Source organism: Myxococcus sp. AM009 (assembly GCF_013372605.1).
Taxonomy (GTDB): Bacteria; Myxococcota; Myxococcia; order Myxococcales; family Myxococcaceae; genus Myxococcus; species Myxococcus vastator.
Genome location: NZ_JABXEP010000090.1, coordinates 1 through 25,502 on the forward strand (window position 1 = coordinate 1; position 25,502 = coordinate 25,502).

15 protein-coding genes and 1 pseudogene are annotated in these 25,502 nt (G+C 71.5%); 10 read left to right on the forward strand and 6 right to left on the reverse strand.

The annotated features are described in order from the left end of the window. Window positions 1-1,086, forward strand: a 1,086-nt coding sequence (locus tag HV824_RS21790; protein ID WP_176424123.1) for a DNA-binding protein, incomplete at its 5' end; no start/stop codon positions are given. 8 nt (window positions 1,087-1,094) lie between these two features. After that, window positions 1,095-3,077: an HD domain-containing phosphohydrolase gene (locus HV824_RS21795; protein WP_176417117.1), complete on the forward strand. Its 1,983-nt coding sequence runs from the start codon at window positions 1,095-1,097 to the stop codon at window positions 3,075-3,077. Here HV824_RS21795 and HV824_RS21800 read toward each other — a convergent pair. From HV824_RS21800 to metG, 3 genes are read right to left on the reverse strand one after another with little or no spacing between them, the layout of a single operon-like run. After that, window positions 3,064-3,840, reverse strand: coding sequence for a TatD family hydrolase (locus HV824_RS21800; RefSeq protein ID WP_163779529.1), 777 nt, complete (start codon window positions 3,838-3,840; stop codon window positions 3,064-3,066). The genes HV824_RS21795 and HV824_RS21800 overlap by 14 nt on opposite strands. Further along, window positions 3,837-4,814 carry a HEAT repeat domain-containing protein gene (locus HV824_RS21805; protein ID WP_176424124.1) on the reverse strand — a complete coding sequence of 326 codons (978 nt, stop codon included), beginning with the start codon at window positions 4,812-4,814 and terminating at the stop codon, window positions 3,837-3,839. Before HV824_RS21805 ends, HV824_RS21800 begins: the two co-directional genes overlap by 4 nt. A gap of 1 nt (window position 4,815) precedes the next feature. Beyond that, complete coding sequence (metG, locus tag HV824_RS21810) at window positions 4,816-6,921, reverse strand: methionine--tRNA ligase (RefSeq protein ID WP_176424125.1); 2,106 nt, start codon at window positions 6,919-6,921, stop codon at window positions 4,816-4,818. A gap of 115 nt (window positions 6,922-7,036) precedes the next feature. On the opposite strand from metG, the gene HV824_RS21815 reads away from it, so the two are divergent. After that, window positions 7,037-7,828 (forward strand): NRDE family protein, encoded by a 792-nt coding sequence (locus tag HV824_RS21815; protein ID WP_176417114.1) that lies wholly within the window; start codon window positions 7,037-7,039, stop codon window positions 7,826-7,828. Here the strand turns inward: HV824_RS21815 and HV824_RS21820 are convergent. The 3 genes from HV824_RS21820 to holB are packed head-to-tail and all read right to left on the reverse strand — an operon-like array spanning window position 7,806 to window position 10,650. Further along, window positions 7,806-8,276 (reverse strand): hypothetical protein, encoded by a 471-nt coding sequence (locus tag HV824_RS21820; RefSeq protein WP_176417113.1) that lies wholly within the window; start codon window positions 8,274-8,276, stop codon window positions 7,806-7,808. The genes HV824_RS21815 and HV824_RS21820 overlap by 23 nt on opposite strands. 11 nt (window positions 8,277-8,287) lie before the next feature. Beyond that, a complete protein-coding gene (gene holA / locus HV824_RS21825; protein ID WP_176424126.1) occupies window positions 8,288-9,619 on the reverse strand; it encodes a DNA polymerase III subunit delta in 1,332 nt (443 codons plus the stop codon). Continuing rightward, on the reverse strand, window positions 9,616-10,650 hold the full coding sequence (gene holB / locus HV824_RS21830) for a DNA polymerase III subunit delta' (RefSeq protein WP_176424127.1): 1,035 nt from the start codon (window positions 10,648-10,650) through the stop codon (window positions 9,616-9,618). Before holB ends, holA begins: the two co-directional genes overlap by 4 nt. Here holB and HV824_RS21835 point away from each other — a divergent pair. The 7 genes and pseudogenes from HV824_RS21835 (at window position 10,649) to HV824_RS37575 (ending at window position 25,471) form a co-directional block, all read left to right on the forward strand. Further along, complete coding sequence (locus HV824_RS21835) at window positions 10,649-12,226, forward strand: mechanosensitive ion channel family protein (RefSeq protein ID WP_255208230.1); 1,578 nt, start codon at window positions 10,649-10,651, stop codon at window positions 12,224-12,226. The two genes, holB and HV824_RS21835, sit on opposite strands and share 2 nt — an antisense overlap. Window positions 12,227-12,353: 127 nt before the next feature. Next, complete coding sequence (locus tag HV824_RS21840; protein ID WP_176424128.1) at window positions 12,354-18,617, forward strand: type I polyketide synthase; 6,264 nt, start codon at window positions 12,354-12,356, stop codon at window positions 18,615-18,617. 5 nt (window positions 18,618-18,622) lie between these two features. Beyond that, window positions 18,623-19,450: an alpha/beta hydrolase family protein gene (locus tag HV824_RS21845; protein ID WP_368670894.1), complete on the forward strand. Its 828-nt coding sequence runs from the start codon at window positions 18,623-18,625 to the stop codon at window positions 19,448-19,450. Window positions 19,451-19,490: 40 nt separating this feature from the next. After that, window positions 19,491-24,158, forward strand: coding sequence for a MupA/Atu3671 family FMN-dependent luciferase-like monooxygenase (locus HV824_RS21850; protein WP_176424129.1), 4,668 nt, complete (start codon window positions 19,491-19,493; stop codon window positions 24,156-24,158). Between the two features lie 81 nt (window positions 24,159-24,239). Next, the gene (locus HV824_RS37565) at window positions 24,240-24,446 is read left to right on the forward strand and encodes a hypothetical protein (RefSeq protein ID WP_255208231.1); all 207 of its coding nucleotides are present in this window, start codon (window positions 24,240-24,242) and stop codon (window positions 24,444-24,446) included. Window positions 24,447-24,486: 40 nt separating this feature from the next. After that, window positions 24,487-24,645: pseudogene (locus HV824_RS37570) on the forward strand (hypothetical protein); the annotation flags it as partial. Window positions 24,646-24,733: 88 nt separating this feature from the next. Then, a complete protein-coding gene (locus HV824_RS37575) occupies window positions 24,734-25,471 on the forward strand; it encodes a glycoside hydrolase family 30 beta sandwich domain-containing protein (protein ID WP_255208232.1) in 738 nt (245 codons plus the stop codon). Window positions 25,472-25,502 lie beyond the last annotated feature (31 nt).

The following is a 25,502-nucleotide window of genomic DNA, read 5'->3' on the forward strand; positions in this document are numbered from 1 at the left end:
CCCCCGGCCCCGCCCGCCGCCGAGGCGAAGCCCGCGCCGGAGGCCAAGGCCGCCCCGGAGGCCAAGCCTGAGAAGCCCGAGAAGGCCGACAAGGGCGAGGCCCGCGGCAACGAGGGCCCGGGTGGCGCGCGCGCCGCCGGCCTCATCCGGGAGATGGTCACCGAGCGCATCGGCGACACGTTCGTGAAGCAGCTGCTGCTGGCCTTCCTGGACGACCCGAAGATCGCGGCGGGCCTGCCGGTGGCCCAGGGCGCCCGGGGCACGCACCACGCGTGGCGCGGCGGACTGGCGGAGCACCTCCTGTCGGTGATGCGGCTGACGCTCCGCGTGGCGGACCAGTACCCCATGGTGGACCGCGACCTGCTGCTGGCCGGCGCGCTGCTGCAGCAGGTGATGAAGGCGGCGGACGCCGCCGAGTCCTCTGATGAGGCCCGGCTGGTGGGCAACCTCGTCCTGACGGCGCAGAAGCTGCGCGAGAAGGCGCTGGCCATCCCCGGCTTCCCGCCGCTGCTGGAGCAGCACCTCACGCACCTGGTCATCTCCCAGCACGGCGACGCGCAGCACGGCAGCCCGAAGTCGCCGGTGACGCTGGAGGCGCAGATCGTCCACTCGCTGGAGTCACTGGACGCGCGCATCGCCTCGTGGCTGGAGGCCATGCAGCGCGACTCGCACGACAAGTGGACGGACGTGGTGCGCCCCTACGAGCGCCAGCTGTGGAAGGGGCCCTCGCCCACCTCGCGGGGCCGCGCCCCGGTGGAGGGAGGGGGTGGCCGCCGCAAGGGCCGCGAGGAGAAACGCAAGGCCCGGGCGGAGAAGCCGCAGCAGCCGGGCACCCCGGCCGAGGGCGCCCCGAAGCAGGAGCAGGCCCAGCGCCCGCCGCGCAAGGAGCGCCCGCCCCGTGAGGAGCGCTCGCGTGAGGAGCGTCCGCCTCGCGAGGACCGCCCGCCCCGTCCGCCCCGCGAGGAGCGTCCGCCGCGTGACGCGAGCTCGCTGCCCAAGGAGCTGACCTTCAAGCCGTTCAGCGCGCTGACATCGGCACCGCCCGAGTCCGGAAACAAGGGCGGCGAGGGTTCTTCGGAGAGCTGAGGCAGCACATGGCGAAGAGGTTGGGAGAGCGCCTCATCGAGGCGGGACTCGTCAACGCCGGGGCCGTGGAACAGGCCCTGGAGCACCAGAAAATCACCGGCCACAAGGTCGGTGATTGCCTGGTGGAGCTGGGGCTGCTCCAGGAGGCGGCGCTGCTGCGCTTCCTGGCGGCGGAGTTCCAGACGCGCTTCGTCAGCGCGGACAAGCTGGCGAAGGCGCGCATCGCCACCGAGGTGCTGGACCGGCTCCCGGTGCGCCTCGCCGAGGCACAGAACGTGCTGCCGCTGGCGGTGGACCCGGAGCGCAAGCTGCTCTCCGTGGTCGCCGCCGAGCCGCAGAACAAGTCGCTGATGGACGAGATTGCCCTCGTCACGGGCATGTCGGAGGTCTACGCGTACGTGGGCCTGCGCAGCGCCATCTCCGCCGCCATCCGCAAGCACTACTACGGCGACCCCACCGCCTTCGCCGCGCTGCTGGAGGGCGCCAGCGCGCAGGGCCAGGCCCCGGCCGCGCCGTCCCGTACGGGCGCGCCGGAGCACGGGCGCACCAACGCGGGCAGCGGCACCGGGACAGGCGCGGGCCAACGGGGCGGACTCAGCCTCAGCTTCCGCGTGGAGACGGACGCGCGGATGCGGCTGCAGCGAGGCAGCAGCACCGGCACCCCCGCCGTCCGCCCGTCCACCCAGCGACGCGAGCCCGGCGGCCCGCGCGGCCTGGTCAGTGACAGCGACTACGTGGAGACGCTGGGCATCATGGTCGGCCTGCTGGAGCAGGACCGGCAGCGCCACCGTGGACACTCCGCGCAGTTGGCGCGGCAGGCCGGCATCGTGGGCCAGCGCATGGGCATGCCCCACAAGGAGCTGGCCGCGCTGTCCATCGCCGCGTACCTGCACGACTTGGGCAAGCCGGCGGAGCGGCACTTCTCGCTGGCGAGCAACGCCGTCAACCCGGAGTGGAAGGCGCAGGCGAAGCAGGCCTGCCGCGTCCCCACCCGCATGTTCGAGACGGTGCACCTGCCCGCGCAGACGAACACCATCCTCGCGCAGCTGTACGAAGCCTGGGACGGCTCTGGTACGCCCCAGGGCGCCAAGGGCGAGGACATCACCCTGGGCGCGCGCATCCTCGCCGCGGTGGACAGCTTCCTGGAGCTGACGAAGAACCCGGGCAACGCCCTGGGCCGCGTGCTGCCGAAGGAGCAGGCCCTGGAGCACCTGCGCAAGTACGCGGGCGTGCTCTATGACCCGGTGGTGGCGGACATCGTCATCCAGCTCCAGAGCGGTGAGCTGCTGCGCCACCGGCTGGCGAGCGAAGGCCGCCAGGTGCTCGTGGTGGAGCCGGACGAGACGGCGCGCGGCGAGCTGCTGGAGGCGGTGCTGAAGCAGGGGCTGGTGGCGCACGCGCTGTCCACCGTCGAGGGCGCGCAGGACGGACTGGCGCGGCAGGACTGCGACGTGCTGGTGGTGAGCCTGCGGTTGGGCCAGCAGGATGTCATGGACCTGCTGGAGCAGGCCCGCTCGGCGCCGGAGACGGCGGGGCTGCCCATCGCGGTGGTGGGCGAGCCCGACAATGCCACGAAGGAGCGCCTGCTCATGGCGGGCGCCACGGACGTGCTGTCGCCCGCGGACAAGCCCGCCATCGCGAAGACGGTGCAGGCCCTCTTCGACGACCGGGTGCAGCACAACGGCCCGGGGCGCGTGGTGCGTGGCAGCTTCGACGAGCTTCCCCCGCGCGAGCTGCTGCGCACGCTGGGCGGTGGCCACAAGAGCGGCCGGCTCAACCTGCGCCAGCACACGCTGGAGGGATACCTGCACCTGGAGCGAGGCCGCGTCGTCTTCGCGTCCTTCGGTGGCCACTCCGGAGAGCCCGCTCTGCAGGCCCTGCTGAAGCTGAAGCAGGCGGACTTCCAGTACGACCCGGACGCGTTGCTGCTGGACGTGCCGCAGATGGACCAGGACCTCGCGGCCCTGGCCGGCGGCCTCAACGCAGGTTGAGGTTGAAGAGGGCGGCGGCGTTGGCGGTGGTGACAGCGGCCACCTCCTCCAGCGTCACGCCCTTGAGCTCGGCGACCTTCTTCGCCGTCTCCACCACGTGCGAGGGCTGGTTCTTCCGCCCTCGGTGAGGCACCGGCGCCAGGTACGGGCTGTCCGTCTCCACCATCAGCCTGTCCAACGGCGCGAAGCGCACCGCGTCCTGGAGCGCCTCCGTCTTCTTGTAGGTGATGACGCCTGACAGCGACAGCAGGAAGCCCCGGTCCAGGTAGCGCCGGGCGGCGTCCGTGTCGCCGGTGAAGCAGTGGATGACGCCCTTCGCCACGCCCGTCTCGCCCAGAATCGCGTCGCAGTCGTCATGCGCGTCGCGCACGTGCACCACCAGCGGCTTGCCCAGCCGGAGCGCCAACGCGCACTGCCGCCGGAAGACCTCCGCCTGCGCCTCGCGCGGTGAGTGCTCGTAGTAGTAGTCCAGGCCCGCCTCTCCCACCGCCCGGACCTCGGGGCGCGCGCAGGTGCGCTCCAGCGTGGCCAGGTCCTCCTCGGTGGCCCGCGCCGCCTCGTGCGGGTGGATGCCCAGCGTGGGCGACAGGAACTCCGGGTGCGCCGCCGCCACCTCCAGCGCGTTGCCCCAGTTGCCCGGGCCGTGGAACTGGCCCACCACGACGGCGTGGACCAGCCCCGCCGCGCGCGCCGCGTCCAGCACGGCCATGACGTCCGGGTAGTCCTTCACCTCGAGGTGACAGTGGGCGTCGACGAATCTCATGGCTCCTCCTGCAACAGCGCTTCCAGTTCGGCGCGGGCCTCGGGTGAGGGAAAGCTACTCACCGCGTCGCGAACGGCCTTGCGCGCCTCCGGCCCGCCCAGGCGCCACAGGCCATCCGCGGCGTCCAGCCGGTTGTCCTCGGAGTCCTGCGTGTCCTGGAGCAACCCGACCAGCCAGGGCAGCGCCCGCGCATCTCCCAGCCGGCCCAGGCCCCGCGCGGCCGCGCCGCGGCAGGGGTCCTTCACGTCGTCCAGGACTTCCCTCAACCGCTCTAGCGCGCCGGGCACCTTCACCTCGCCGCACAGCTCCACGGCCAGGGCCCGGTCCGGGCTCCACCGCTTCTTCGCCATCCGCTGGAGGAGGTACGCCGCGCCGTCCGCGTCCCCTAGCTTCGCCAGCACCCCGGCGGCCTGCGTCTTGTCGAAGGCGGGCAGGAGCCACCGGCCGAACAGCTTCTTCACCTGGGGCAGCGCGCGCGCGTCCCCCAGCTCCGCCAGCGCGCCCAGGGCCCTGAAGCGCAGCAGGTCCGCGTCCAGCGCCTCCAGCAGCACCTCCAGGCCCGCGGCGTGCTGGAGGCTGGCGATGCCGCGCGCGGCCTCGAAGCGGACTTCGAAGGCGCCGTCCTCCAGCATGGAGGCCAGCGCCCCGCGCAGCTCCGGCCGGGCAAGGTCCGCCATCCGGCCGGTGGCCTCCAGGCGAATCTGCCACTCCTCGTCCCGAAGCCGAGCGATGAGCAGGTCCGGCAGATCATCCAGAGGCACCACCACGGAGGCCAGGCTCACCCCCGCGCGGCGCACCTCCACCTGCTTGTCCGACAGCAGCCGGGGGAGCGCCTCGAGGAACTCGGCGGCATGCTCGGGGACCTCCGACGCGAGGTGATAGAGCTGCAGCGCGGCCTCCGTCCTGAACGCCGGGCGCTTCTCGCGCTCCAGCGTCAGCAGGGCCCGGTCCCGGTCGGCACGCCAGTCCGTCACCTCACTTCACCTCACTGCCAGGGGCCACATCGCCCGGGTCGAGCAGCGACAGCTCCTTGCCGCCCGGCCCCGCCGTCAGGAGCATGCCGCGCGACTCGATGCCCTTGAGCTTGCGCGGCTTGAGGTTGGCCACCACCACCACGTTGCGCCCGGTGAGCGCCTCGGGTGCGAAGGCCTCCGCGATGCCGGAGACGATGGTGCGCGGGCTCCCTTCGCCCACGTCCACCGTGAGCTTGAGCAGCTTGTCCGCCTTCTGCACCTTCTCCGCGGCCAGCACCTTGCCCGCCTTCAGCACCACCTTGGCGAAGTCGTCGTACTCGATTTCACCCGAGGATTCGCCCGCCCCCGGAGCAGCCGGCGTCGCGGCGGGAGCCTCGGCGGCGGGCTTCTTCTCCGCCTTGGCGCCCTTGGCCGGCCTGGCCTCCGCGGCCTGCGGCGCTGGGGCGCCTTCCGGCAGCTTGATGATGGCGTTGACGCGCTCCTCCTCCAGCCGCGGCAGCAGCGGCTCGGGCGTGCCGATGGGACGGCTGCGCTCCAACAGCGGGTACTTCGCGCCCTCCAGTGCCTGGAACGTCAGCGGCTCCGCGCCGAGCTGGGCGAAGAGCTTCTCCGACAGGCGCGGCGTCACTGGGGCGAGCAGCGCGCCCAGGAGGTAGGCCACGTCCGCGGCGTCGGACAGGTCCGCGCGAGCGACCTCCGCGTCCTTCTTCACCTGGGCCCACGGCGCGGCCGCCTGGAGAAAGCCGTTCGCGGCCGAGGCAATCTCGGTGATGACGCGGATGGCGGACCGGTACTCCAGCTTCTCGAACGCGTCGCGGACCTCCGGCACGCGGGCGAGCGCCGCCTCCACCAGGGCGCGGCCCGGGCCCTCGGCGCGGCCGGGCGACAGGCGCTTCTCCAGCGGACCGGCCAGCAGCGACAGGGCGCGGTTGGCCAGGTTGCCCACGTTGTTGACCAGCTCGCCGTTCACGCGCTGGCGGAAGTCCTTGAGGTTGAGGTCCAGGTCCTCCACGCCCGGGCCCAGGTTGGCCGCGTAGAAGTAGCGCAGGTAGCTGGGGTCCAGCTGGTCCAGGTAGTCGCGCACCGGCACCATGGTGCCGCGGCTCTTCGACATCTTCTCGCCGTTCACCGTGAGGTGACCGTGGACCTTGATTTCGCTGGGGCCGTGGAAGCCCGCGACGTTGAGCACGGCCGGCCAGAACAGCGCGTGGAAGTAGACGATGTCCTTGCCGATGAAGTGGATGATGCGGGTGTCGGCGTCCGCGCTCCAGTAGTCCAGCGCGCTCTTCGCCTTGCCCGTCTCCTTCGCCCACTTCTCCGTCGTGGCGATGTAGCCAATGGGCGCGTCCAGCCAGACGTAGAAGTACTTGTCCGTCTCACCCGGAATCGCGAAGCCGAAGTACGGCCCGTCGCGGCTGATGTCCCAGTCCGCCAGGCCCTTCTCGAAGAAGCCCTGGAGCTGGGTGGCCAGGCCCGGGTGGAGGAAGCCCGGCTTGCGCAGCACGTCCTGGAGGAAGTCCGCGTGCCGCGACAGCTTGAAGAACAGGTGTTCGGAGTGCTTGCGGACCGGGGGCGTGCCACACAGGGCGCAGCGCGCGTCGATGAGGTCCGTGGGGGCGTAGGCCTTGCCGCACTTCTCGCAGGCGTCGCCGTACTGGTCGGCCGCCTTGCAGTTGGGGCAGGTGCCCTTGATGAAGCGGTCCGGCAGGAAGCGGCCGTCTTTCTCGCAGTAGGTCTGCTCGATGTCCCGGCGCTCGATGTCGCCCTGCGCCTTCAGCCGCCCGTAGATGAGCTCCGCGTACTGGCGGTTCTCCGGCGAGTTGGTGGAGTGGAAGCAGTCGAACCGGATGTCGAGGTCGCGGAAGTCCCGCTGGTGCTCCTCGTGGAAGCGGGCGATGAACTCCTCGGGCTTGAGGCCCTGCTTCGCCGCGTTCAGCTCGATGGGCGTGCCGTGGGTGTCATCGGCACAGAAGTAGACGACGTCCCTGCCGCACGAGCGGAGGAAACGCACGTAGATGTCGGTCTGCACGTACTCGACGGCGTGGCCGATGTGGACCGGGCCGTTCGCGTAGGGCAGCGCGCTGGTGACGAGGATTCTCTCCGCCATGGACTCTCCTGAGGGCGGCGGACCTTAGCCGCTCGGATGGCCGAGGTCATCGACGGCGTGAGGGCCGCGGGCTCGAATGCGCCGCGGCGCCGGGGATGTTATCGACCGGATACGCATGTGCACCATCATCATCCTGCGCCACGTCCACCCCGAATGGCCGCTGGTGCTCGCGGCCAACCGGGACGAGTTCTACGGCCGCCCCGCTACTGGCCCCCAGGTGCTCCTGGAGTCCCCGCTCGCCGTGGGCGGCCGGGACGAGGAGCGCGGCGGGACGTGGATGGGTGTAACGCACGCCGGGCTCTTCGTCGGCCTGACGAACCAGCGGGGCGAGCGAGGCCAGGGGCCGGCCCCCCGCTCGCGGGGCGAGGTGGTGCTGCGCGCCCTCCAGGCGGGCAGCGTGGACGCCGTGGACCGCTACCTGGAGACCCTGCCCGGCGACGAGTTCATGCCCTTCAACCTCCTCTATGGGGACGCCCAGCGGCTGCGCGTGGCGTACGCCCGGAGGACGGACCGGAAGCTGCGGCGGGAGGACGTCCCCCCGGGGGTGCATGTCCTGCCCAATGACGTGCTGAACGCCCCGGAGCTGCCCAAGGTGGAGCGGGCGCGGCTGCTGACGACCGAGGTGGCGAAGAAGCCCTGGCCGGAGCTGGAGGCGGGCTTGAAGGCGGTGCTGTCCGACCCGACCCTCCCCGCCGAGGAGCTGATTCCGCCCCCGAGCGCGGGCGAGGACCTGCCCCGCGACTTCCTGCAACGGCTCCAGGCGCTCTGCATCCACACGCCGCTGTACGGCACGCGCTCGTCGGCCGTGGTGGCGCTGGCGCCGGGGCGCGTCGGGCACTACCTCGCCTCGGACACGCCGCCCTGCCAGGGGCCGTGGAAGGACGTCACGGGGCTGCTGTCGGCGTAACCGGGCCGTGCTCACCCACGATGACGCGGGCCCGCCCATCCATGGAGAGCTTCACCTCCTCCACGGTGGTGAAGCCGGACTCGCGAGCCAGCTCGGCCAGGTGCCGCATCCACGGGTTGTAGGGCATGCCGTTGTCGGAGCAGCACGGCACCACGGCGAAGGGCAGCCGGTGCGCCGCCGCGTACTGGATGATGATGCGGGTGGCGCCGTCCGGGTGCATGCCCACCACCAGCTCCGCCTCGCACGGCTCCTCCAGCGTGAAGATGCGCTGGGCGTAGGTGACGGGCAGGTGCTTGTGCCGCAGGTCGAACGTGGTGACGGCGCGGCCCCGCTTCGTCAGCGCCTCGTTGAGCTTCCCCTGCCCGCCCGCCACGTCGAAGACGCGCGGCGCGTGGAAGCGCTCCACCAGGAAGTCCGCGAAGAGGTCGAAACGACGCTTGTCCGCCATGTGCGCCTCCTCTAACCCGCGCCGTGCTGGCGCACACACACGGTGGCCAGCAGCCGCTCGATGACCAGCCGGCCGTTCGCCGACGACTTCAGCGCCAGGTCCGCCTCGGCGCAGGCCACCAGCGCGCCCAAGAGCTCCCGCCGCTCATAACCCGCCGCGGCCTTCATGCTGAACGTGAGCGCCCACGCGTTGGGCAGCTTCCGCTTGCTGCCCTTCAGCTCCGCTTCCAACCGGGGGAAGACGCGCGCCTCCACGTCCTTCGCGGTGCGGGGCGGATTGCCCCCCGCGTAGCGCCACAGCCACTCATGGCTCTCCAGCAGCCCTCGGACGATGGAGGCCACCGCGCCCAGGAGCTGCAACGCGTGCGTCCCCTGCCCCATGGCGTCATTCGCGTAGGACAGCGCTCCACCGAAGTCGCGCTTCTGGAGCGCCTCGGACAGCTCGAAGAACTCCTCCTCGCGCGCGTGGTGGACCAGCGCGGCCACGTCCGCCCGCTCAATCGCGGGCCCCTCCGAGTACGTGGCCAGCTTCTCCAGCTCCGACTGGAGCAGGCGGATGTTCCCGCCGATGCGCTCCTTGAGCTCCTCCAGCGCGCCGGGCCCCAGCTTCTTCTTGAAGGGCGCCAGGAACTCCTTGGTGATGCCGGTCAGGTCCAGGTCCTTGTGGCGCGCCGCCACCTTCCGCTCGACGACGAAGCCCTTGTCGTGGGCCAGCTTCACCAGCGGATTCTTGGCGTCCACGTCGGACGCGGCCAGCACCAGCGCATGGCCCGCCGGCACGCCCTTCTGGATGAGGTCCAGCAGCACCGTGGCGTCCCCCTCCGGCGCGGAGATGCGCTCCTCGCGGCAGAAGGCGGCCGCCTCCTTGAGGAAGGCCACGTCCGCGTCGGCCAGCTCCACGTTGAGTTCGTCCTTCCACTGCTCCACGGACGGCGCCCCGGGAGTGCCCGGGTCCAGTTGCTCCACGCCCCAGCCCGCGCGGGCCGCCAGCGCCAGCAGCCGCCGCGCGCCTTCCTTCCGCTTGCCCGCCTTCCACGCCTCGCGCGCCTTGCCCAGCGCGTCCCCTCGCCCCTTCTTCGGCGCCAGGAACTCCGGGTCTCTGACGAGCACCACCTTGCGGCCGGGAAACAGCGGCAGCGTGGCCAGCTCATGCGCCACCTCCCGCGGGCTGCCCGCGTCCAGCACGGCCAGGTTGAGGCCCATGGCCGCGTCGGGGACCAGCAGCTTCACCAGCTCGTCGGCGCCCTTTCGGACGAGGAACTCCTCGCCCACCAGCAGGTACACCGGGGCGACCTTGCCCCCCTTCACGCTGGCCAGCACGTCATCCAAATCACTGGCGCTCATCGCGACGTCTCCGTGAACAGGTCGATGAGCATCCGCTCCATCTGGAGCCGGGGCGCGCCGTTCCGGGCAATGCCCGCGCGCGCCGCCTCCATCAACGAATGCCGGCGGTGCAGGAGGATGTCAGACGTGCGGCCGGCGACCTGCCGGGCCAGCTCCACCAGGTCGCGGTTGGCCAGCCCCGACTCCAGGCCCGCCTTCACCAGCGCCACGTCGCGCGTCCACAGCGCCAGCAGCTCCAGGGTGCTCTCCGCCTCCTCGCGCGAGCCGCCATGGGCCTCCGCGAAGCGCAGCAGGCCGACGGCGTCCTCGCCGCGCAGGGCCTCGAAGGCGGTGACGATGTCCTTGCGCCGCGACAGCGCCGCCACGTCCAGCGCCATGGCCCGGCCCAGGCTGCCGCCCGCCATGACGGCCGCGAGCTTGGCCGTCTCCGCGTCCAGCTTCCGCGCCTCGGCCACGCGCTGGGCCACCAGGTCCACCGGCAGCGGGCCGAAGTGCACCTTGCCGCACCGGCTGCGGATGGTGGGCAGCAGCCGGTCCATGGCGCTGGCCACCAGGATGAGGGTGGTGTCCGAGGGCGGCTCCTCCAGCGTCTTGAGGAACGCGTTCTGCGCCTGCACGTTCATCGTCTGGGCGGAGACGATGAGCGCCACCTTGCGGCGCGACTCCAGGCCACGCAGGGCGATGCGCTCCTGGAGCTGGCGCACCTGCTCCACGCGCAGCTCCCGGCTGGGCGTCCCGGTGAAGTCGGACCGGCCCGCCAGCCCTCGGGACACCCGCTCATCGTCCGGCATCACCCAGGTGACGTCCGGGTGGAGGCCCCGCGCCACCCGCTGGCAGCTCTCACAGGCGCCGCAGCCCACGTCTGGCTGCTCGGGGCACGTGAGGGCCTGGGCCAGCCCGACGGCCGCCAGCTCCTTGCCCACCCCCTCCGGCCCGGCGAAGAGGTACGCGTGGTGGACCGCGCCGCTGCGCAAGGCCGCCTGGAGGGCGTCCACCGCGCGAGGCTGTCCCAGTACCGTTGCGAGCGTCATGGCGCGTGTATCCCCGCTCGCGCGGCACGCGTCAACGGCCGCCTTGACCCCCGTGGAGATGGCGGGAGACATTCCACCCGCCTTGCTGCCCTTCCTTCAGAGCAACCTGTCCCTGGCCGTGGGTGCGCTGCTCGTCGTCGTGCTGATGGGGGTGCGCGCCGCCTCCCATGACGCCGACCTGCGGCAGGACCTGAAGAGCGCCGTCCGGCTCCTCATCGCGTTCATCGTGCTCCGGCTGGCCACGTGGGCCCTGCCCACGACGGCGCCGGAGGGAATGAAGAAGGCGCTCCAGGTCGGCTGGATGCTGATGTTCACCTTTGGTGGCATCCGCGCCAGCGTGGCCCTGGCGCTGAAGCTGATCCGGCTGCGCGCGCCAGCGGTGGGCACGCCGAAAATCCTGCGCAACGTCATCGACTTCACGCTGTACCCACTGGCGGTGCTGCCGCTGCTGCGCACCGAGTTCAACGTGGACCTGGCGGGCCTGGTGGCCACGTCCGCGGTGCTGTCGGTGGTCATCGGTCTGGCGCTCCAGGAGACGCTGGGCAACCTCTTCGCGGGCCTGTCCCTGCAGTTGGACCGCCCCTTCGAGGTCGGCCACTTCATCCGCATTGGCACGCACGCCGGGCGCGTGGTCTTCATCGGCTGGCGCTCCATCCGCCTGTCCAACTTCCGCCGCGAGGTCATCACGCTGCCCAACAGCATGGTGGCCAAGGAGCTGGTCCTCAACTTCACCCAGGACCTGGACCCCGTCGGCATCGACGTGGAGTTCCGCCTGTCACGGGACGCCCCGCCCAACCAGGTCAAGCACGCGCTGCTGGAGACGATGCGGGAGACGCCCCTCATCCTCCCGGAGCCGCCCCCCATCACGCGGACGCTGGGCTACGAGGACTCCGCCATCCGCTACATGGTGCGCTTCTTCATCGCCGAGTACGGCCAGTCCGACGCGGTGAAGGAGGACCTCCACTCCCGCCTGTGGTACCGGCTGCGCCGGGAGAACATCGAGATTCCCTACGCCCAGCGCACCGTCCACGTGCGGCAGGAGTCGGCGCGCACGGAGCTGTCCGAGGACACCATCCGCGGCCTCCTGGGCGCGGTGGACCTCTTCCAGACGCTGGACACGGAGGAGCTGGACCGGCTGCGCCAGGAGTCGCTGGTGCGCCGCTTCGGTGCCGGCGAGCGCATCATCCAGGAGGGCGACGAGGGCCGGACCTTCTACGTGCTCGCATCCGGCGAGGTGAGCGTGCGCACGGGGAAGTCCCAGTCGGAGGTCACGCGCCTGGGCCGAGGCAGCTACTTTGGAGAGATGTGCCTGCTGACGGGAGAGCGGCGGTCGGCCACGGTGGTGGCGGTGGAGGACTCGTTGCTCCTCGAAATAGACCGGCCCACCTTCGCCCGCCTCTTCGAGGAGTCCCCCGGACTGGCCCGGCAGCTCTCCTCCATGCTCGCCCAGCGGCGGACCCAGCTTCGGGCCGTGGCCGAAGCGCGAGGAGCGAGCCACGACGCCATCCCCGCCGAGGTCGGCCGTATACTCGGGCGGCTGCGCCAGATATTCGGGCTCAACGCCACACACGAGTAGGCTGGACGCAGCGGGGGGATGCCGTGACAGAGCTCGGTGATCCGGTTCCAAAGCTGGGGCAGGTTAGACCCGCCTCATCCTGTGCTGATTTGAACTGCTGGAAGCGGTACTTTGCAGGGCTACTGTCATGACGGAAGACGTTGAAGGGCTGTCGGAGTCACCAGACATCGCGGTGGTGGGGATGGCCGCGCGACTGCCTGGGGCGCGGGATGTGGACACGTTCTGGCGCCGCGTGCGCGACGGCGTCGAGTCCGTCACGCGGTTCAGTGACGCGCAGCTCCTGAGCGCGGGCGTGGACCCAGCGCTGCTCCAGGACCCGAACTACGTGAAGTCGGGCATGGTGTACGAGGGCCTGGAGGACTTCGACGCGGGCTTCTTTGGCTTCAGCGCGCGCGAGGCGTCCCTCATGGACCCGCAGCACCGCCACTTCCTGGAGGTGTGCTGGGAAGCGCTGGAGCACAGCGGCCACCCGCCGGAGCGCTTCAAGGGGCCCGTGGGCGTGTTCGGCGGCTCGGGCATGAACGCGTACATGCCCTACAACCTCTTCACCAACCCGCAGTTGATGGAGCAGGTGGGCCTGTTCCTGGTGCGGCACACGGGCAACGACAAGGACTTCCTTACCACGCGCGTGTCGTACTGCCTGGACCTGCGCGGGCCCAGCCTCAACGTGCAGACGGCGTGCTCCACGTCGCTCGTCGCCATCCACTCCGCCTGCCAGAGCCTGCTGGCGCGCGAGTGCGACCTGGCGCTGGCGGGCGGCGTCACGCTGGAGCTGCCTCACTACCGCGGCTACCTGTACCAGGAGGGAGAGATCCTCTCACCGGACGGGCACTGCCGCGCGTTCGACCACCGCTCGCAGGGCACGCTCTTCGGCAGCGGCGCGGGCGTCGTCGTGCTGCGCCGGCTGGAGGACGCGCTGGCGGATGGGGACACCATCTACGCGGTGGTGAAGGGCAGCGCGGTGAACAACGACGGCGCGCGCAAGGTGGGCTACCTGGCGCCGTCCGTGGACGGGCAGGCGGACGCCGTCGTGGAGGCGCTCAACGTCTCCGGCATCAGCGCCGACTCCATCGACTACATCGAGTGCCACGGCACCGGCACGCCGGTGGGCGACCCGATTGAAATCACCGCCCTCACCCAGGCCTTCCGCACGCAGACGCAGAAGAGCGGGTTCTGCCGCATCGGCTCGGTGAAGACGAACATCGGACACCTGGACACGGCCGCGGGCGTGGCCAGCTTCGTCAAGGTCGTCCAGATGCTGCGCCACAAGCAGATGGCGCCCACGCTGCACTTCGAGAAGCCCAACCCTCAAATCGACTTCGCGCGCTCGCCCTTCAGCGTGAACGCCACGCTGCGCGACTGGGCCCTGGCCAAGGGCCGTCCGCGCCGGGCGGCGGTGAACTCGCTGGGCGTGGGCGGCACCAACGCGCACGTCATCCTGGAGGAGGCGCCCGCGCAGCCGCGGACGTCCGCCGCGCGCCCCTTCGAGACGCTGTGGCTGTCCGCGCGCACCCCCGCCGCCCTGGAGCGCGCCGCCCAGCGGCTGGCCACGCGGCTGGGTGAAGCAGACGCGCCCAACCTGGGTGACACCTCCTACACGCTGCTCGCGGGCCGGCGCCGCTTCGCGCACCGCCGCGCCGTGGTGGCGTCGTCCCGCGAGGAGGCCGTGCGCCTGCTGTCGCAGCCGGAGGCCGCGCGGACGGCCCAGGCGCAGACGGAGGCGGAGGGCCGCGCCGTCGTCTTCCTCTTCCCGGGCGGCGGCGCGCAGTACCCGGGCATGGCGAAGGGCCTCTACGAGCAGGAGCCCGTGTTCCGCCGCGCGCTGGATGAGTGCCTGTCGCTGCTCGAACAGCACCAGTCGCTGAAGCTGCGTCCCCTGCTCTTCCCGGAGGCCGGCGCCGAGCAGGAGGCCCGCGCCCGGCTGGAGCAGGCCACGTACGCGCTGCCGGCGCTGCTGTCCGTGGAGCTGTCGCTCGCCGCGCTGTGGAAGGCGCGGGGGCTGACGCCGCAGGCCTGCATGGGCCACAGCATGGGCGAGTACGCCTGCGCCCAGCTCAACGGCGTGTTCTCGGTGAAGGACGCGCTGGGCATCGTCGCCTGCCGTGGCCGCCTCTTCGACCAGCTCCCCGCGGGCGCGATGCTCAGCGTGGAGCTGCCCGAGGCGGAGCTGAAGCCGCTCTTGGGCGAGGGCCTGGACCTGGGCGCGCACAACGCGCCGGGGCTGTGCCTGGTCTCCGGAGAAGTGGCCGCCATCGAGGCGCTGGAGGCCCAGCTCAAGGCGCGCGAGGTGGAGGCGCGGCGGCTGCACATCCGCGTGGCCGCGCACTCGCGCATGCTGGAGCCCATCCTCGCGCCCTTCCGTGAGTTCCTGGGCACGGTGCGCTTCTCCAAGCCCACCGGCCCGTGGATCTCCAACGTCACCGGGGCGTGGGTGACGCCGGAGGAGGCCACCTCGCCCGACTACTGGGTGCGGCACCTGCGCCAGCCGGTGCGCTTCGCCGAGGGCGCGGGCGTGCTCCTGGCGGACAAGGCGCGCGTCTACCTGGAGGTCGGCCCCGGCCAGACGCTGACGCAGCTCCTGCGCGCCCAGGTGGAGAAGCCGAAGGCCGAGCAGCTGGTGCCGTCGCTGCGGCACCCCAACGACACCGTGGCGGACCTGGCGTTCTTCCAGCTCGCGCTCGGCCGCCTCTGGGCCGCGGGCGTGGACCTGGACGCCGCGGCGCTCTTCGACGGCCAGCAGCGGCGCCGCGTGGCGCTGCCCACGTATGCCTTCGAGCGCGAGCGCCACTGGGTGGAGCCGGGCAGCGGCACCTTCATGGCGCGGCGCGAGGGTGAGCGCCCGCTGGTGCGTGAAGAGAACGTGTCGCGCTGGGGCTACGCGCCGCGCTTCCGCGAGCAGGCCGGCGCGGCGCCCGAGGCTCCGGCGGAGAACGAGCGCTGGCTCCTCGTGGGCGAGCAGCACCTGCTCATCAGCGAGCTGGCGCGCGAGCTGGCGGCGCGCGGCGCCCAGGTGCTGCGCGCGCTGCCGGGCGACGCCTTCGGCCGCGTGGACGAAGGGCACTTCAACCTGCGGTTCGATGCGCGCGAGGACTGGGAGGCGCTCTGGGACGCGCTGGGCGCCGAGGGGCGCGTGCCGCCTCGCATCGTGGACGTCACCGCCCGGGACCTGGTCCCGCTCGACTGGGAACGCGCGGTGTCGCGCAACTTCCTGACGCCGCTGGCGCTGATGCAGTCCCTGACCGCTGAATCGCTGCCCCCGGACCTGCGCTACATGCGGGTGACCCAGGAGGCCCTGCCCGCCGAGGGGCACGCCATGTGCCCCGAGCAGGCGCTCAGCTTCGGCCCGCTGCTCGTGGGGCCCAAGGAGCTCCCCGAGCTCAAGGCCCGCGTGGTGGACCTGCAACTGGTGGTCAACGTGATGGGCCAGGCGCGGGAGCTCGCGGACGAGCTGCTGCGCCCGGACGTCGAGGCGCCCGTCGCGCTGCGCGGTCGACGCCGACTGGTGCAGGTGATGGAGCGGACGGCGCTGGACGAGGGCCCGACGCCGCTGCGTGAGCAGGGCGTCTACCTCATCACCGGCGGCCTGGGCGGCATCGGCCGCACGCTCGCCGAGCTCTTCGCGCGCAAGGTGAAGGCCCGGCTCGCGCTGGTGTCCCGGTCGGCGGCCAGTGCGTCGCACGCGGAGCTTCAGCGCACGCTGGAGAGCCTCGGCGCGCAGGTGCTGCTGCTCAAGGCGGACATCACCGACGCCGGCCAGCTGCGCGCGGCCATCGCCCAGACGCGGGAGCGCTTCGGCGCCTTGCATGGCGTGGTGCACGCGGCGGGCACGCTCGAGGACGGGCCGCTGGAGGCGAAGACGCGCGACTCGGCCCTGCGGGTGCTCGCGCCCAAGGCGCTGGGGGCGCTCGCGCTGGAAGAGGTGCTGCAAGGCGCGGCCCTGGACTTCTTCGTCAGCTTCGCGTCGACGAGCGCGTGGCTCGGGCCCCCGGGACAGGTGGACTACGTCGCCGCCAACGCGTACCTGGTTGCCCAGGCCTCGCGGCTGAAGGCCCTGGGCGTCGCGAAGCGCGCGCTCGCGCTGGGCTGGGGCGTCTGGCAGGAGGTCGGCATGGCCGCGGCGCAGCTCGCGCCGCAGTTGCCGCCCGGCGAGTCCGTCAGTCACCCGCTGCTCCAGCGGCGCGTGGAGGCGCCCGAAGGACACCACGTCTACCGCGCCATCTACGACGCGAAGGCCCACTGGGTGCTGGACGAGCACCGCATGCGCGGCGGAGGCCCCGTCCTCCCTGGCACGGCCTACGTCGAGCTGGCCCGCGCCGCCTGGACCCTGGCGCGTCCTGGCGAGCCGCTGGAGCTGTCTCAGCTCTCGCTGGTGTCGCCGCTGGACGTTCCGGACGGAGAGGTGCGGGAAGTGGAGATCGGGCTGGCGCCGGAGGGCGACGGCTTCACCTTCCGCGTGCGCAGCCGCGCGGCCGGCAACGCGTGGACAGAGCACGCCACCGCGCGGCTCCACCAGGCCACGGGCCAGCGCCCCGCCGCGCTGGACGTGTCCGCGGCGAAGGCTCGCTGCGGTGAGCGGCCGTTGACCTTCGGCGAGGGCGAGCAGACCCTGCCGCAGGACGCGCTCATCGCGTTCGGTCCGCGCTGGAAGGTGCTGCGCGGCGCGGGCTTCGGCGCGGCCGAGGCCCTGGGCCGGCTGGAGCTGCCCGGCGCCTACCGCGAGGACCTGTCGACGTACGGGATTCCGCCGGGGCTGCTGGACATCGCCTCCGGCTTCGCCTTCTCCCTGCTCCCCGACGCGGGACAGCCGGGGAAGCTGCACGTGCCCGTCTCCTACCGGCAGCTCCAGGTCTGGGGGCCCTGGCCCGAGGTGGCGCTGAGCCACGTCCGCGTGCGCCAGGATGAAGGCCGCGGCGCGCTGCTCGACGTCACGCTCAGCGACGCGGACGGGAAGGTCTTCTGCGCCATCGAGGGCTACTTCGTCGCGTCCGTCGAGGCGCGGCGCTTCGGCCGCTCGCCGCAGAAGAAGGGCTCACTGCTGGAGAGCTGGCTGCCCCTGGGCATCAAGCCGGCGGAAGGTCAGGACGCCTTCCTGCGCGCGCTGGCCCTCGAGGACACGCCCGCGCTCTTCGTCAGCTCCATGGACCTGCACGCCCTCGCGGCCCGCATGCGCCCGAAGCAGGAGGCGAAGCCCGCGGCGGCCGTGGCCACGGCCCAGGCAGGCGCGCCATCCGGTGTGGCGGCGGTGGACGCCCCACGCGATGACGTGGAGCGCAAGCTGGCGGAGCTGTGGCAGCAGTTGCTCGGCGCGCCGAAGGTGGGGCTCAAGGACAACTTCTTCGAGCTGGGCGGACACTCGCTCATCGCGGTGCGCCTGTTCGCGCGCATCAAGAAGACGCTGGGCGCGGACCTGACGCTGGCCACCCTGTTCGAGGCCCCCACGCTGGAGCAGTGCGCCGCGCTGGTGCGTGAGGCCGCCGGGATTCCCTTCACGCCGGACGCCGCTCCGGGTGACGCGGCGTCAGCCGCGCAGGCCCCGGGCGTCAAGGCGGCGCCGAGGAGCTGGTCTCCGCTGGTCACCATCCAGAAGGGCGGCAAGGACCTGCCCTTCTTCTGCGTGCACGGCGCGGGCGGCAACGTCCTCAACTTCCGCGAGCTGGCGCAGACGCTCGGCAAGGAGCAGCCCTTCTACGGGCTCCAGGCGCGCGGCGTGGACGGCAAGCTGCCTCCGGCCGACAGCATCGAGGAGATGGCGTCCATCTACCTGGAGGGCATCCGCCAGGTGCAGCCCCACGGGCCCTACCTGCTCGGCGGCTACTCCGGCGGCGGCGTGGTCGCCTACGAAATGGCGCAGCGGCTGCACGCGCTGGGCGAGCCGGTGGCGCTGCTCGCGTTCCTGGACACCTTCCACCCGTCCACCCAGGAGCGGCGCCAGTCCCTCCATGAGCGCCTGCGAGAGCTGCGCCGGGAGGGCGCGGCCCGCTATGTCAGCCGGAAGCTGCGCACCAAGGTGGAGCGCGACGGCACCCGGCTGGTGAGCCAGCTCAAGCTGCGCTGGTACGAGCAGCGAGGCGAAGCGCTGCCCATCGAGCTGCGCAACCTCCAGCTCACCGAGCGCTTCCAGGCCCTGGCCAGCCGCTACGTCCCCAGCCCCTATGCCGGCCCCGTGACGCTGTTCCGCGCGCAGGAGATTCACGCCATCTACGCCCACATGGGGACCAGCCTCGGCTGGGAACCCCTGGTGCCTGCGCTGAACATCCGCGAGGTGCCGGGCGACCATGACAGCCTGGTGCGCGAGCCCAACGTCCACGTCCTGGGGCGGCTGCTCCGCGAGGCCCTGGACACCGCACAGCGCGGCGCGCGTGACGAGGCGCGCCGGGTGGGAACGAAGTGAGAGCGGTGCGCTTCAAAGTGAACCAGCGCTTCCCGCTGGTCACCATCGGCGTGCTGGCGGTGGGAATCCTCATGCTGGGACTGTCTCGAGACGACGCGGAGCTCCCGTTCCCGTACACGGGCGCGCCGCTGTCGACGCAGGCGCGGGCGGAGCTGGCCTCGGAGGGCTGGACGGTGACGGGCCCTGATGAACCGCCAGGGCTCGTGGCGCTGACGCGGCCTCCCGCCGCGGGTGAGACGCGGTGGCTGGTCTACTTCGGTGGCAACACGCCGGGGTACCTCGCGGAGGCGAAGTCCGTCCTGCTCGCGCTGGATGAAAGCCGCGGGCTCGGGCTTGCCGCCATCGCGCCTCCCGGGTTCGACGGCTCGCCAGGCAAGCCCTCCCCCGAAGCACTCCGTGACAGCGCCGCGAGCGCCATGCGCTGGCTGACGGAGACGCATCCTGCCGCGGCGGAGGGCCTCCACCTCGTGGGCTTCTCCATGGGGACCATGTCGGCGCTCGCGGCGGCCCACGCGCTTCATGCGCGGGACACGCCCGCTCGGAGGCTGGTGCTGTTCGCGCCGTTCCATGTGATGAAGGTGGGGCGCACGGGGCTCATGGGCAGCCTCATCGGGCGGCACCGGTATGACAACCAGCCGCTGCTGCAACCCGAGCGACTCCCGCCCGCGCTCGTGCTGCATGGAGGCGCCGACAGCGCGCTGCCTCCCGTCCAGGGCGAGCGCGTCAGCCGCGGGCTTCGCGTCCCCCTCAAGACGTACCCTGGTATCGGGCACGCCGACCTTTTGAAGCATTTCCCCGCGCTCGCGGATGCCCGGCAAGGCCTGGGCTTGTGAGCGGGGGACACCCGAATCGCAGCACCCCAGGAGGTACTGAATGAGCCCGGCTCCGGAGTCGCCCAGTTGTTTCATCATCGGCGAGGGCACCCTCGTCGTCCCCTGCGCGCAGGCGCTCACCGAGCGCGGCGTCCGGATTCTCGGGCTCGTCACGCGCGAGCCCGCGCTCCAGCAGTGGGCGGAGGCGCAGGGTGTCCCGCACGTGCCGCCCGGCGAGCAGGTGCTGCACTTCCTGTCCCAGGCGCCCTTCGACTGGCTCTTCAGCATCGTCAACCTGAGCATGGTGAAGGACGAAGTCCTGCGCCTGCCCCGGCGCATGGCCATCAACTTCCATGACGGCCCGCTGCCCCGCTACGCCGGCCTCAACGTCACCTCGTGGGCGCTGCTGAACCGCGAGCCCCAGCACGGCGTCACCTGGCACGAGATGACGACGGGCGCGGACGAGGGCCGCATCCTCAAGCAGCGCCTCTTCGACATCGCCCCCGGCGAGACGGCCTTCAGCCTCAACGCCCGCTGCTACACGCTGGGCATGGAGACCTTCGCGGAGCTCGCGGAGGAGCTGGTCGCGGGCACGTCCGAAGCGAGGGCGCAGGACTTCGCGCAGCGCAGCTACTTCGGCCTCGCGCGGCGCCCGGAGGCCGCGGGCGTGCTCGACCTCCACGGTGACGTGGACGTGGCGCACGCGCTGGTGTCGGCGCTCGACTACGGCGGCTACCCCAACCCGCTGTCCTTCGCGAAGGTGTGGCTGGGCAACGGGCCCATCGCGCTCTCCGAGGCCCGCCGCGCCGAGCCGGCCTCCGAGGCAGCCCCGGGCACGGTGCTCGACATCGAGGGTGACGCGCTGACAGTGGCGCTCCAAGGAGGAGACCTCACGCTGAAGGGCCCCAAGGGCCTGTGCGGCGCGCCGCTGTCGTGGGCCGACGTGCTCGGGGCGCGCATGCTCGCCAGGGGTGACGTCCTGCCCGCGACCTCGCCGGAGCTGCGCGCCCGGCTGACCGAGGTGGGCACGCAGGCGGGCAAGGCGGAGGCGTTCTTCCTCCGTCGCCTGGAGACGCTCGCGCCACCGGACCTGTCCTTCCTGGGCGGCAGCTCCAAGGACGTGGGGACGCACACGCTGAAGTTCGAGGCCAGTGACCTTGCCCCGGGCTGGGTCACGGACCTGCCTCCCGAGGAGCGGCTGCTCTTCACCGCCGTGGCCTTCCTGGCGCGCCTGTCTCCCGAGCCCCGCTTCGACGTCGGCTACGCGGATGCGTCCACGCGCGCCCGCATCGAAGGCGTGGAGGGCTTCTTCGCCTCGCAGCTCCCGCTGCGCATCGAGCTGCCGATGAAGGACGCGCCGGAGCAGGCCGCGGGCGCCTTCCGCAAGGCGCTGACGCAGCTGCGCGACAAGGGCGTGCTCGCCCGGGACGTCCTGGGTCGCTCCGCCCAGCTCTCCAACCTCCAGCGCCACGCGGGTGAGGTGGCGTATCCCGTCGCGCTGCGCCTCGGCGCGACGAACCCCAGCGTGGGGGGCGCGGCGCTCGTCGTTGACGTGGACGCCCAGGGCCGCCACGCCCACCTGCACTTCGACGCCACGCGCGTGGACCAGGCCCGCGTGGACGACGTGGCGCGGCAGCTCACCGCGTTCCTCGCCTCGCTCCGAGACGCGCCGGGCAAGGCGGTGGGCGAGCATGACCTGCTGGGCGCGGAGGAGCGCCAGCTGCTGGCCCGCTGGAACGACACGCGGCGGGACTTCCCCCGCGACGCCACCCTGGCCTCGCTCTTCCAGGCCCAGGCGCGGCGCACGCCGGACGACACCGCCCTCATCTGCCGGGGCGCCTCGCTGACGTACCGAGAGCTGGACGCGCGCGCCGAGGTGCTCGCGCGGCACCTGCGCGGCGCGGGCGTGGGCCGCGACGTGCGCGTGGGCATCTTCATGGAGCGCTCGCTGGAGATGATGGTGGGCGTGCTGGCCACGCACAAAGCGGGCGGCTGCTACGTGCCGTTGGACCCGGCCTATCCCCCGGAGCGCATCGCCTTCATGGTGGAGGACGCGGGCTGCCACCTGGTGCTCACCCAGGAGCGGCTGCTGCCGGGCGTGCCGTCCGCGGCGAAGGCCGTGCTCGCGGTGGACCAGCAGTGGGAGCGCATCGCCGCCGCGCCGGAGGCCCAGACGCCGCCGGCCACGCCGGACAGCCTGGCCTACGTCATCTACACCTCCGGCAGCACGGGCAAGCCCAAGGGGGTGATGATTGAGCACCGCAACGTCGTGAACTTCGGCGTCGGCATGGACGAGCGCCTGGGCACCGAGCGCGGCACCTGGCTGGCGGTGACGAGCCTCAACTTCGACATCTCCGTGCTGGAGCTGCTCTGGACACTCACCCGCGGCTTCACGGTGGTGCTGCACGCGGAGCGGCACGACGCGGCGCAGGCCGGCAAGCACGCCTCGCGCGCCATGGCGTTCAGCCTCTTCTACTTCTCCAGCGACGAAGGCGAGCGCCCGGAGGGCCGCTACGACTTGCTCATGGAGAGCGCGCGCTTCGCGGATACGAACGGCTTCTGCGCCGTGTGGACGCCGGAGCGGCACTTCCACGCGTTCGGCGGGCTCTTCCCCAACCCGGCCGTGACGTCGGCCGCGCTGGCGGCGGTGACGCGCAACGTGCAACTCCGCGCGGGCAGCCTCGTGTCGCCGCTGCACCCCACGCTGCGCATCGCCGAGGACTGGTCCGTGGTGGACAACATCTCCCACGGCCGCGTGGGCATTTCGTTCGCCGCGGGCTGGCAGCCCAACGACTTCGCGCTGCGTCCGGAGACCTTCCCGGACCGCAAGCGAATCATGTTCCAGCAGATTGAGGACGTGCGCCGGCTGTGGCGCGGCGAGGCGCTGGAGACGAAGAGCGGCACGGGCCACACCGTGAAGCTGCGCACCCTGCCCCGCCCGGTGCAGAAGGAGCTGCCCATCTGGGTCACCACCGCGGGCAACCCGGAGACGTTCGAGGAAGCGGCGCGCGCGGGCTGCCACGTCCTCACCCACCTGCTGGGCCAGTCGGTGGAAGAGGTGGCGCAGAAGATTGCCCTCTACCGGGAGACGTGGACCAAGGCCGGCCACCCTGGCAAGGGCACCGTGTCGCTGATGCTGCACACCTTCGTCGGTGACTCCGAGGCCTCCGTGAAGGAGGTCGTCCGCGAGCCGATGAAGTCGTACCTCAAGTCGTCAGTGGGCCTCATCAAGGAGGCGGCCTGGAGCTTCCCCGCCTTCAAGGCGCAGACGACGCTGGCCAACGGCAACTTCGGCACCGACCACCTGTCCGCCGAGGAGCTGGACGCGCTGCTCGACTTCTCCTTCGAGCGGTACTTCCAGTCGTCGGGCCTGTTCGGCGGCGTGGACGCGTGCGTCGCGCTCGTGGACCGGCTCAAGGGCCTGGACGTGGACGAGATTGCCTGCCTCGTGGACTTCGGTGTGCCCACGGAGCTGGTAATGAAGCACCTGCCGCTGCTGGCCGAGGTGCGCCAGCGCGCCAACGCCGGCGTGGGCCAGCCGGGCGCCGAGCCCGAGCTCGACGGCTCCATCCCCGCGCTGTTGGAGCGCCACGCCGTGACGCACCTCCAGTGCACGCCGTCCCAGGCGAGCATGCTGCTGGCCGAGGACCGCTCGCGCGAGGGCCTCAAGCGGATGAAGAAGATGATGGTGGGCGGCGAGGCCTTCCCCGTCCCGCTGGCGCGCCAGCTCTCCGAGACGGTGTCCGGCGACGTCATCAACATGTACGGCCCCACCGAGACGACCATCTGGTCCTCCACCCACCCGGTGAAGGACGTGGGCGAAGGCGTCCCCATCGGCACGCCCATCGCGAACACGCAGCTCTACATCCTGGACGCGCAGCAGCGTCCGCTGCCCATTGGCGCGGCCGGTGAGCTGTACATCGGCGGCGCGGGCGTGGTGCGGGGCTATCACCACCGTCCGGAGCTGGACCGCGAGCGCTTCGTGCCGGACCCGTTCTCCTCCCAGCCGGGCGCGCGGATGTACCGCACCGGCGATGCCGCGCGGTGGCGGCAGGACGGACTGGTGGAGTTCATCGGCCGCCTGGACCACCAGGTGAAGGTGCGCGGCTTCCGCATCGAGCTGGGCGAAATCGAGTCCCGGCTGGGTGAACACCCGGCGGTACGGGAGACGGTCGTCATCGTCCGCGAGGACATTCCGGGCGACAAGCGGCTGGTGGCCTACCTCATCGCGAAGCCGGGTGAGCCGCCCGCGGCGGACGCGCTGCGCGAGTTCCTGCGCACGCGCCTGCCCGAGTACATGGTGCCGCAAGCCTTCGTGACGCTGAGCACCTTCCCGCAGACGCCAAACAAGAAGGTGGACCGCAAGGCCCTGCCGCCCCCGGAGCAGGCGCAGGCGCGCGGGGAGCTGGTCCGGCCGGAAGGCGAGACGGAGGCGCTGATTGCCGGCATCTGGCAGGACGTGCTCAAGCTCGACAAGGTCGGCGTGGAGGACAAGTTCGTCGACCTGGGCGGCCACTCGCTGCTGATGGTGCAGGTGCTGGAGAAGCTCAAGGCCCAGGTGGAGAAGCCCCTCACGCTGGTGGACCTCTTCCGCTACCCCACCATCCGCGCCCTCTCCGGGTTCCTGTCGGGCGACAGCGGCGAGGAAGAGGCGCTCAAGGAAGTCGCGGCGCGCGGTGAGGCCCGGGCCGCGGCTCGCCGGGCGATGCAGCAGCGCCGCCGCCGGTAGACGTCCATTGCCGCAAGAGCTGCACTCCATGAATAGTCTGCAATTAAAGGCAGGCCGTTTCCACGATTCCTGGAGTGCCTCATGCGTTTCAAAGCCTTGCTGTGTACCGCGCTCTGCGCCGCCCCTGCCCTCGCCGCCAACGAGTCCGTCCAGGTCTGGTTGACGACGACGTCGGGGAGCGCGCTGGTGAAGCGGCTCAACGCCGAGCCGAACCAGACCTTCGGCCCCGACACCGGGGCGGCGACAGCCATCGACGTCAAACCCGGCGCTCAGCTATCAAACCATTGACGGGTTTGGTGGCGCGCTCACGGATGCGTCGGCGTGGCTCATCTTCAACTCGCCCCATCGCAACGCCATCATGAATGACCTGTTCCGCGTGAGCGCTGGCACGGGACAGAGCATGTTGCGCCTGCCGATGGGCTCATCGGACTTCGCGCGCAACCATTACACCTACGACGACACGTGCTGTGACTTGAATGACTTCTCCGTCGCGCACGACGCGCCGTACATCATCCCGCTTCTTCAGCAGGCGCGGCGGCTCAACCCACTTCGCGGCCCACCACTTGCGCCCGGCGATGAACACGGCGGGCTTCGGCGCGGTGAAGATCATCGCGTGGGACCACAACTGGTACGACCATGGCGGTCCCGCCGGCTATCCGCTCGAGGTCATGCGCTTCAACAACGGTCAGGCCCAGTCCGCCGTCGCGGGCGTCGCCTACCACTGCTACGAGAGCCCCGACGGCAGCTACAGCGTCCAGAGCACCTTCCAGAACGCCTATCCCAACAAGGAGGTCCACTTCACGGAGTGCACTGGCGGCGCCTGGTCGACGAATGCCGCGGGGAACCTGGAGTGGGCGCTCCAGAACAACCTCTTCGACCCTTTGCGCCACCACGCGCGCAGCTCGCTGTACTGGAACCTCGCGTTGGACCCGAGCCATGGTCCTCGCGTGGGTGGCTGCCCGGACTGCCGGGGCATGCTCACCGTGAACAACGGCGCGGGCACCTATACGCGCAACGAGGAGTTCTACGCCTGGGGGCACCTGGCCAAGGTGGTGCGCGGCGGCGCGGTGCGCATTGGCGCCACGACGCTGGGCAACAACGAGCTCAAAACGGTGGCCTTCCGCAACCCGGACGGCTCGCTGGCGCTGATTGCGCTCAACTCCAATGATGGTGCCTCGCGGACCTTCAAGGTGCGGTGGGGGGCCAGTCCTTCACATACGGTCAAGTCCCGAATCCTGTGTAGTTGGTTCGGAGGGGGTTCGGGGGAGGAAGGCTCCTCGGCGGCGTCATGCAGCGGAAGTGTCAGGGGTTGATTTCAGCAGAGACATGTCAAGGTAGCGACGG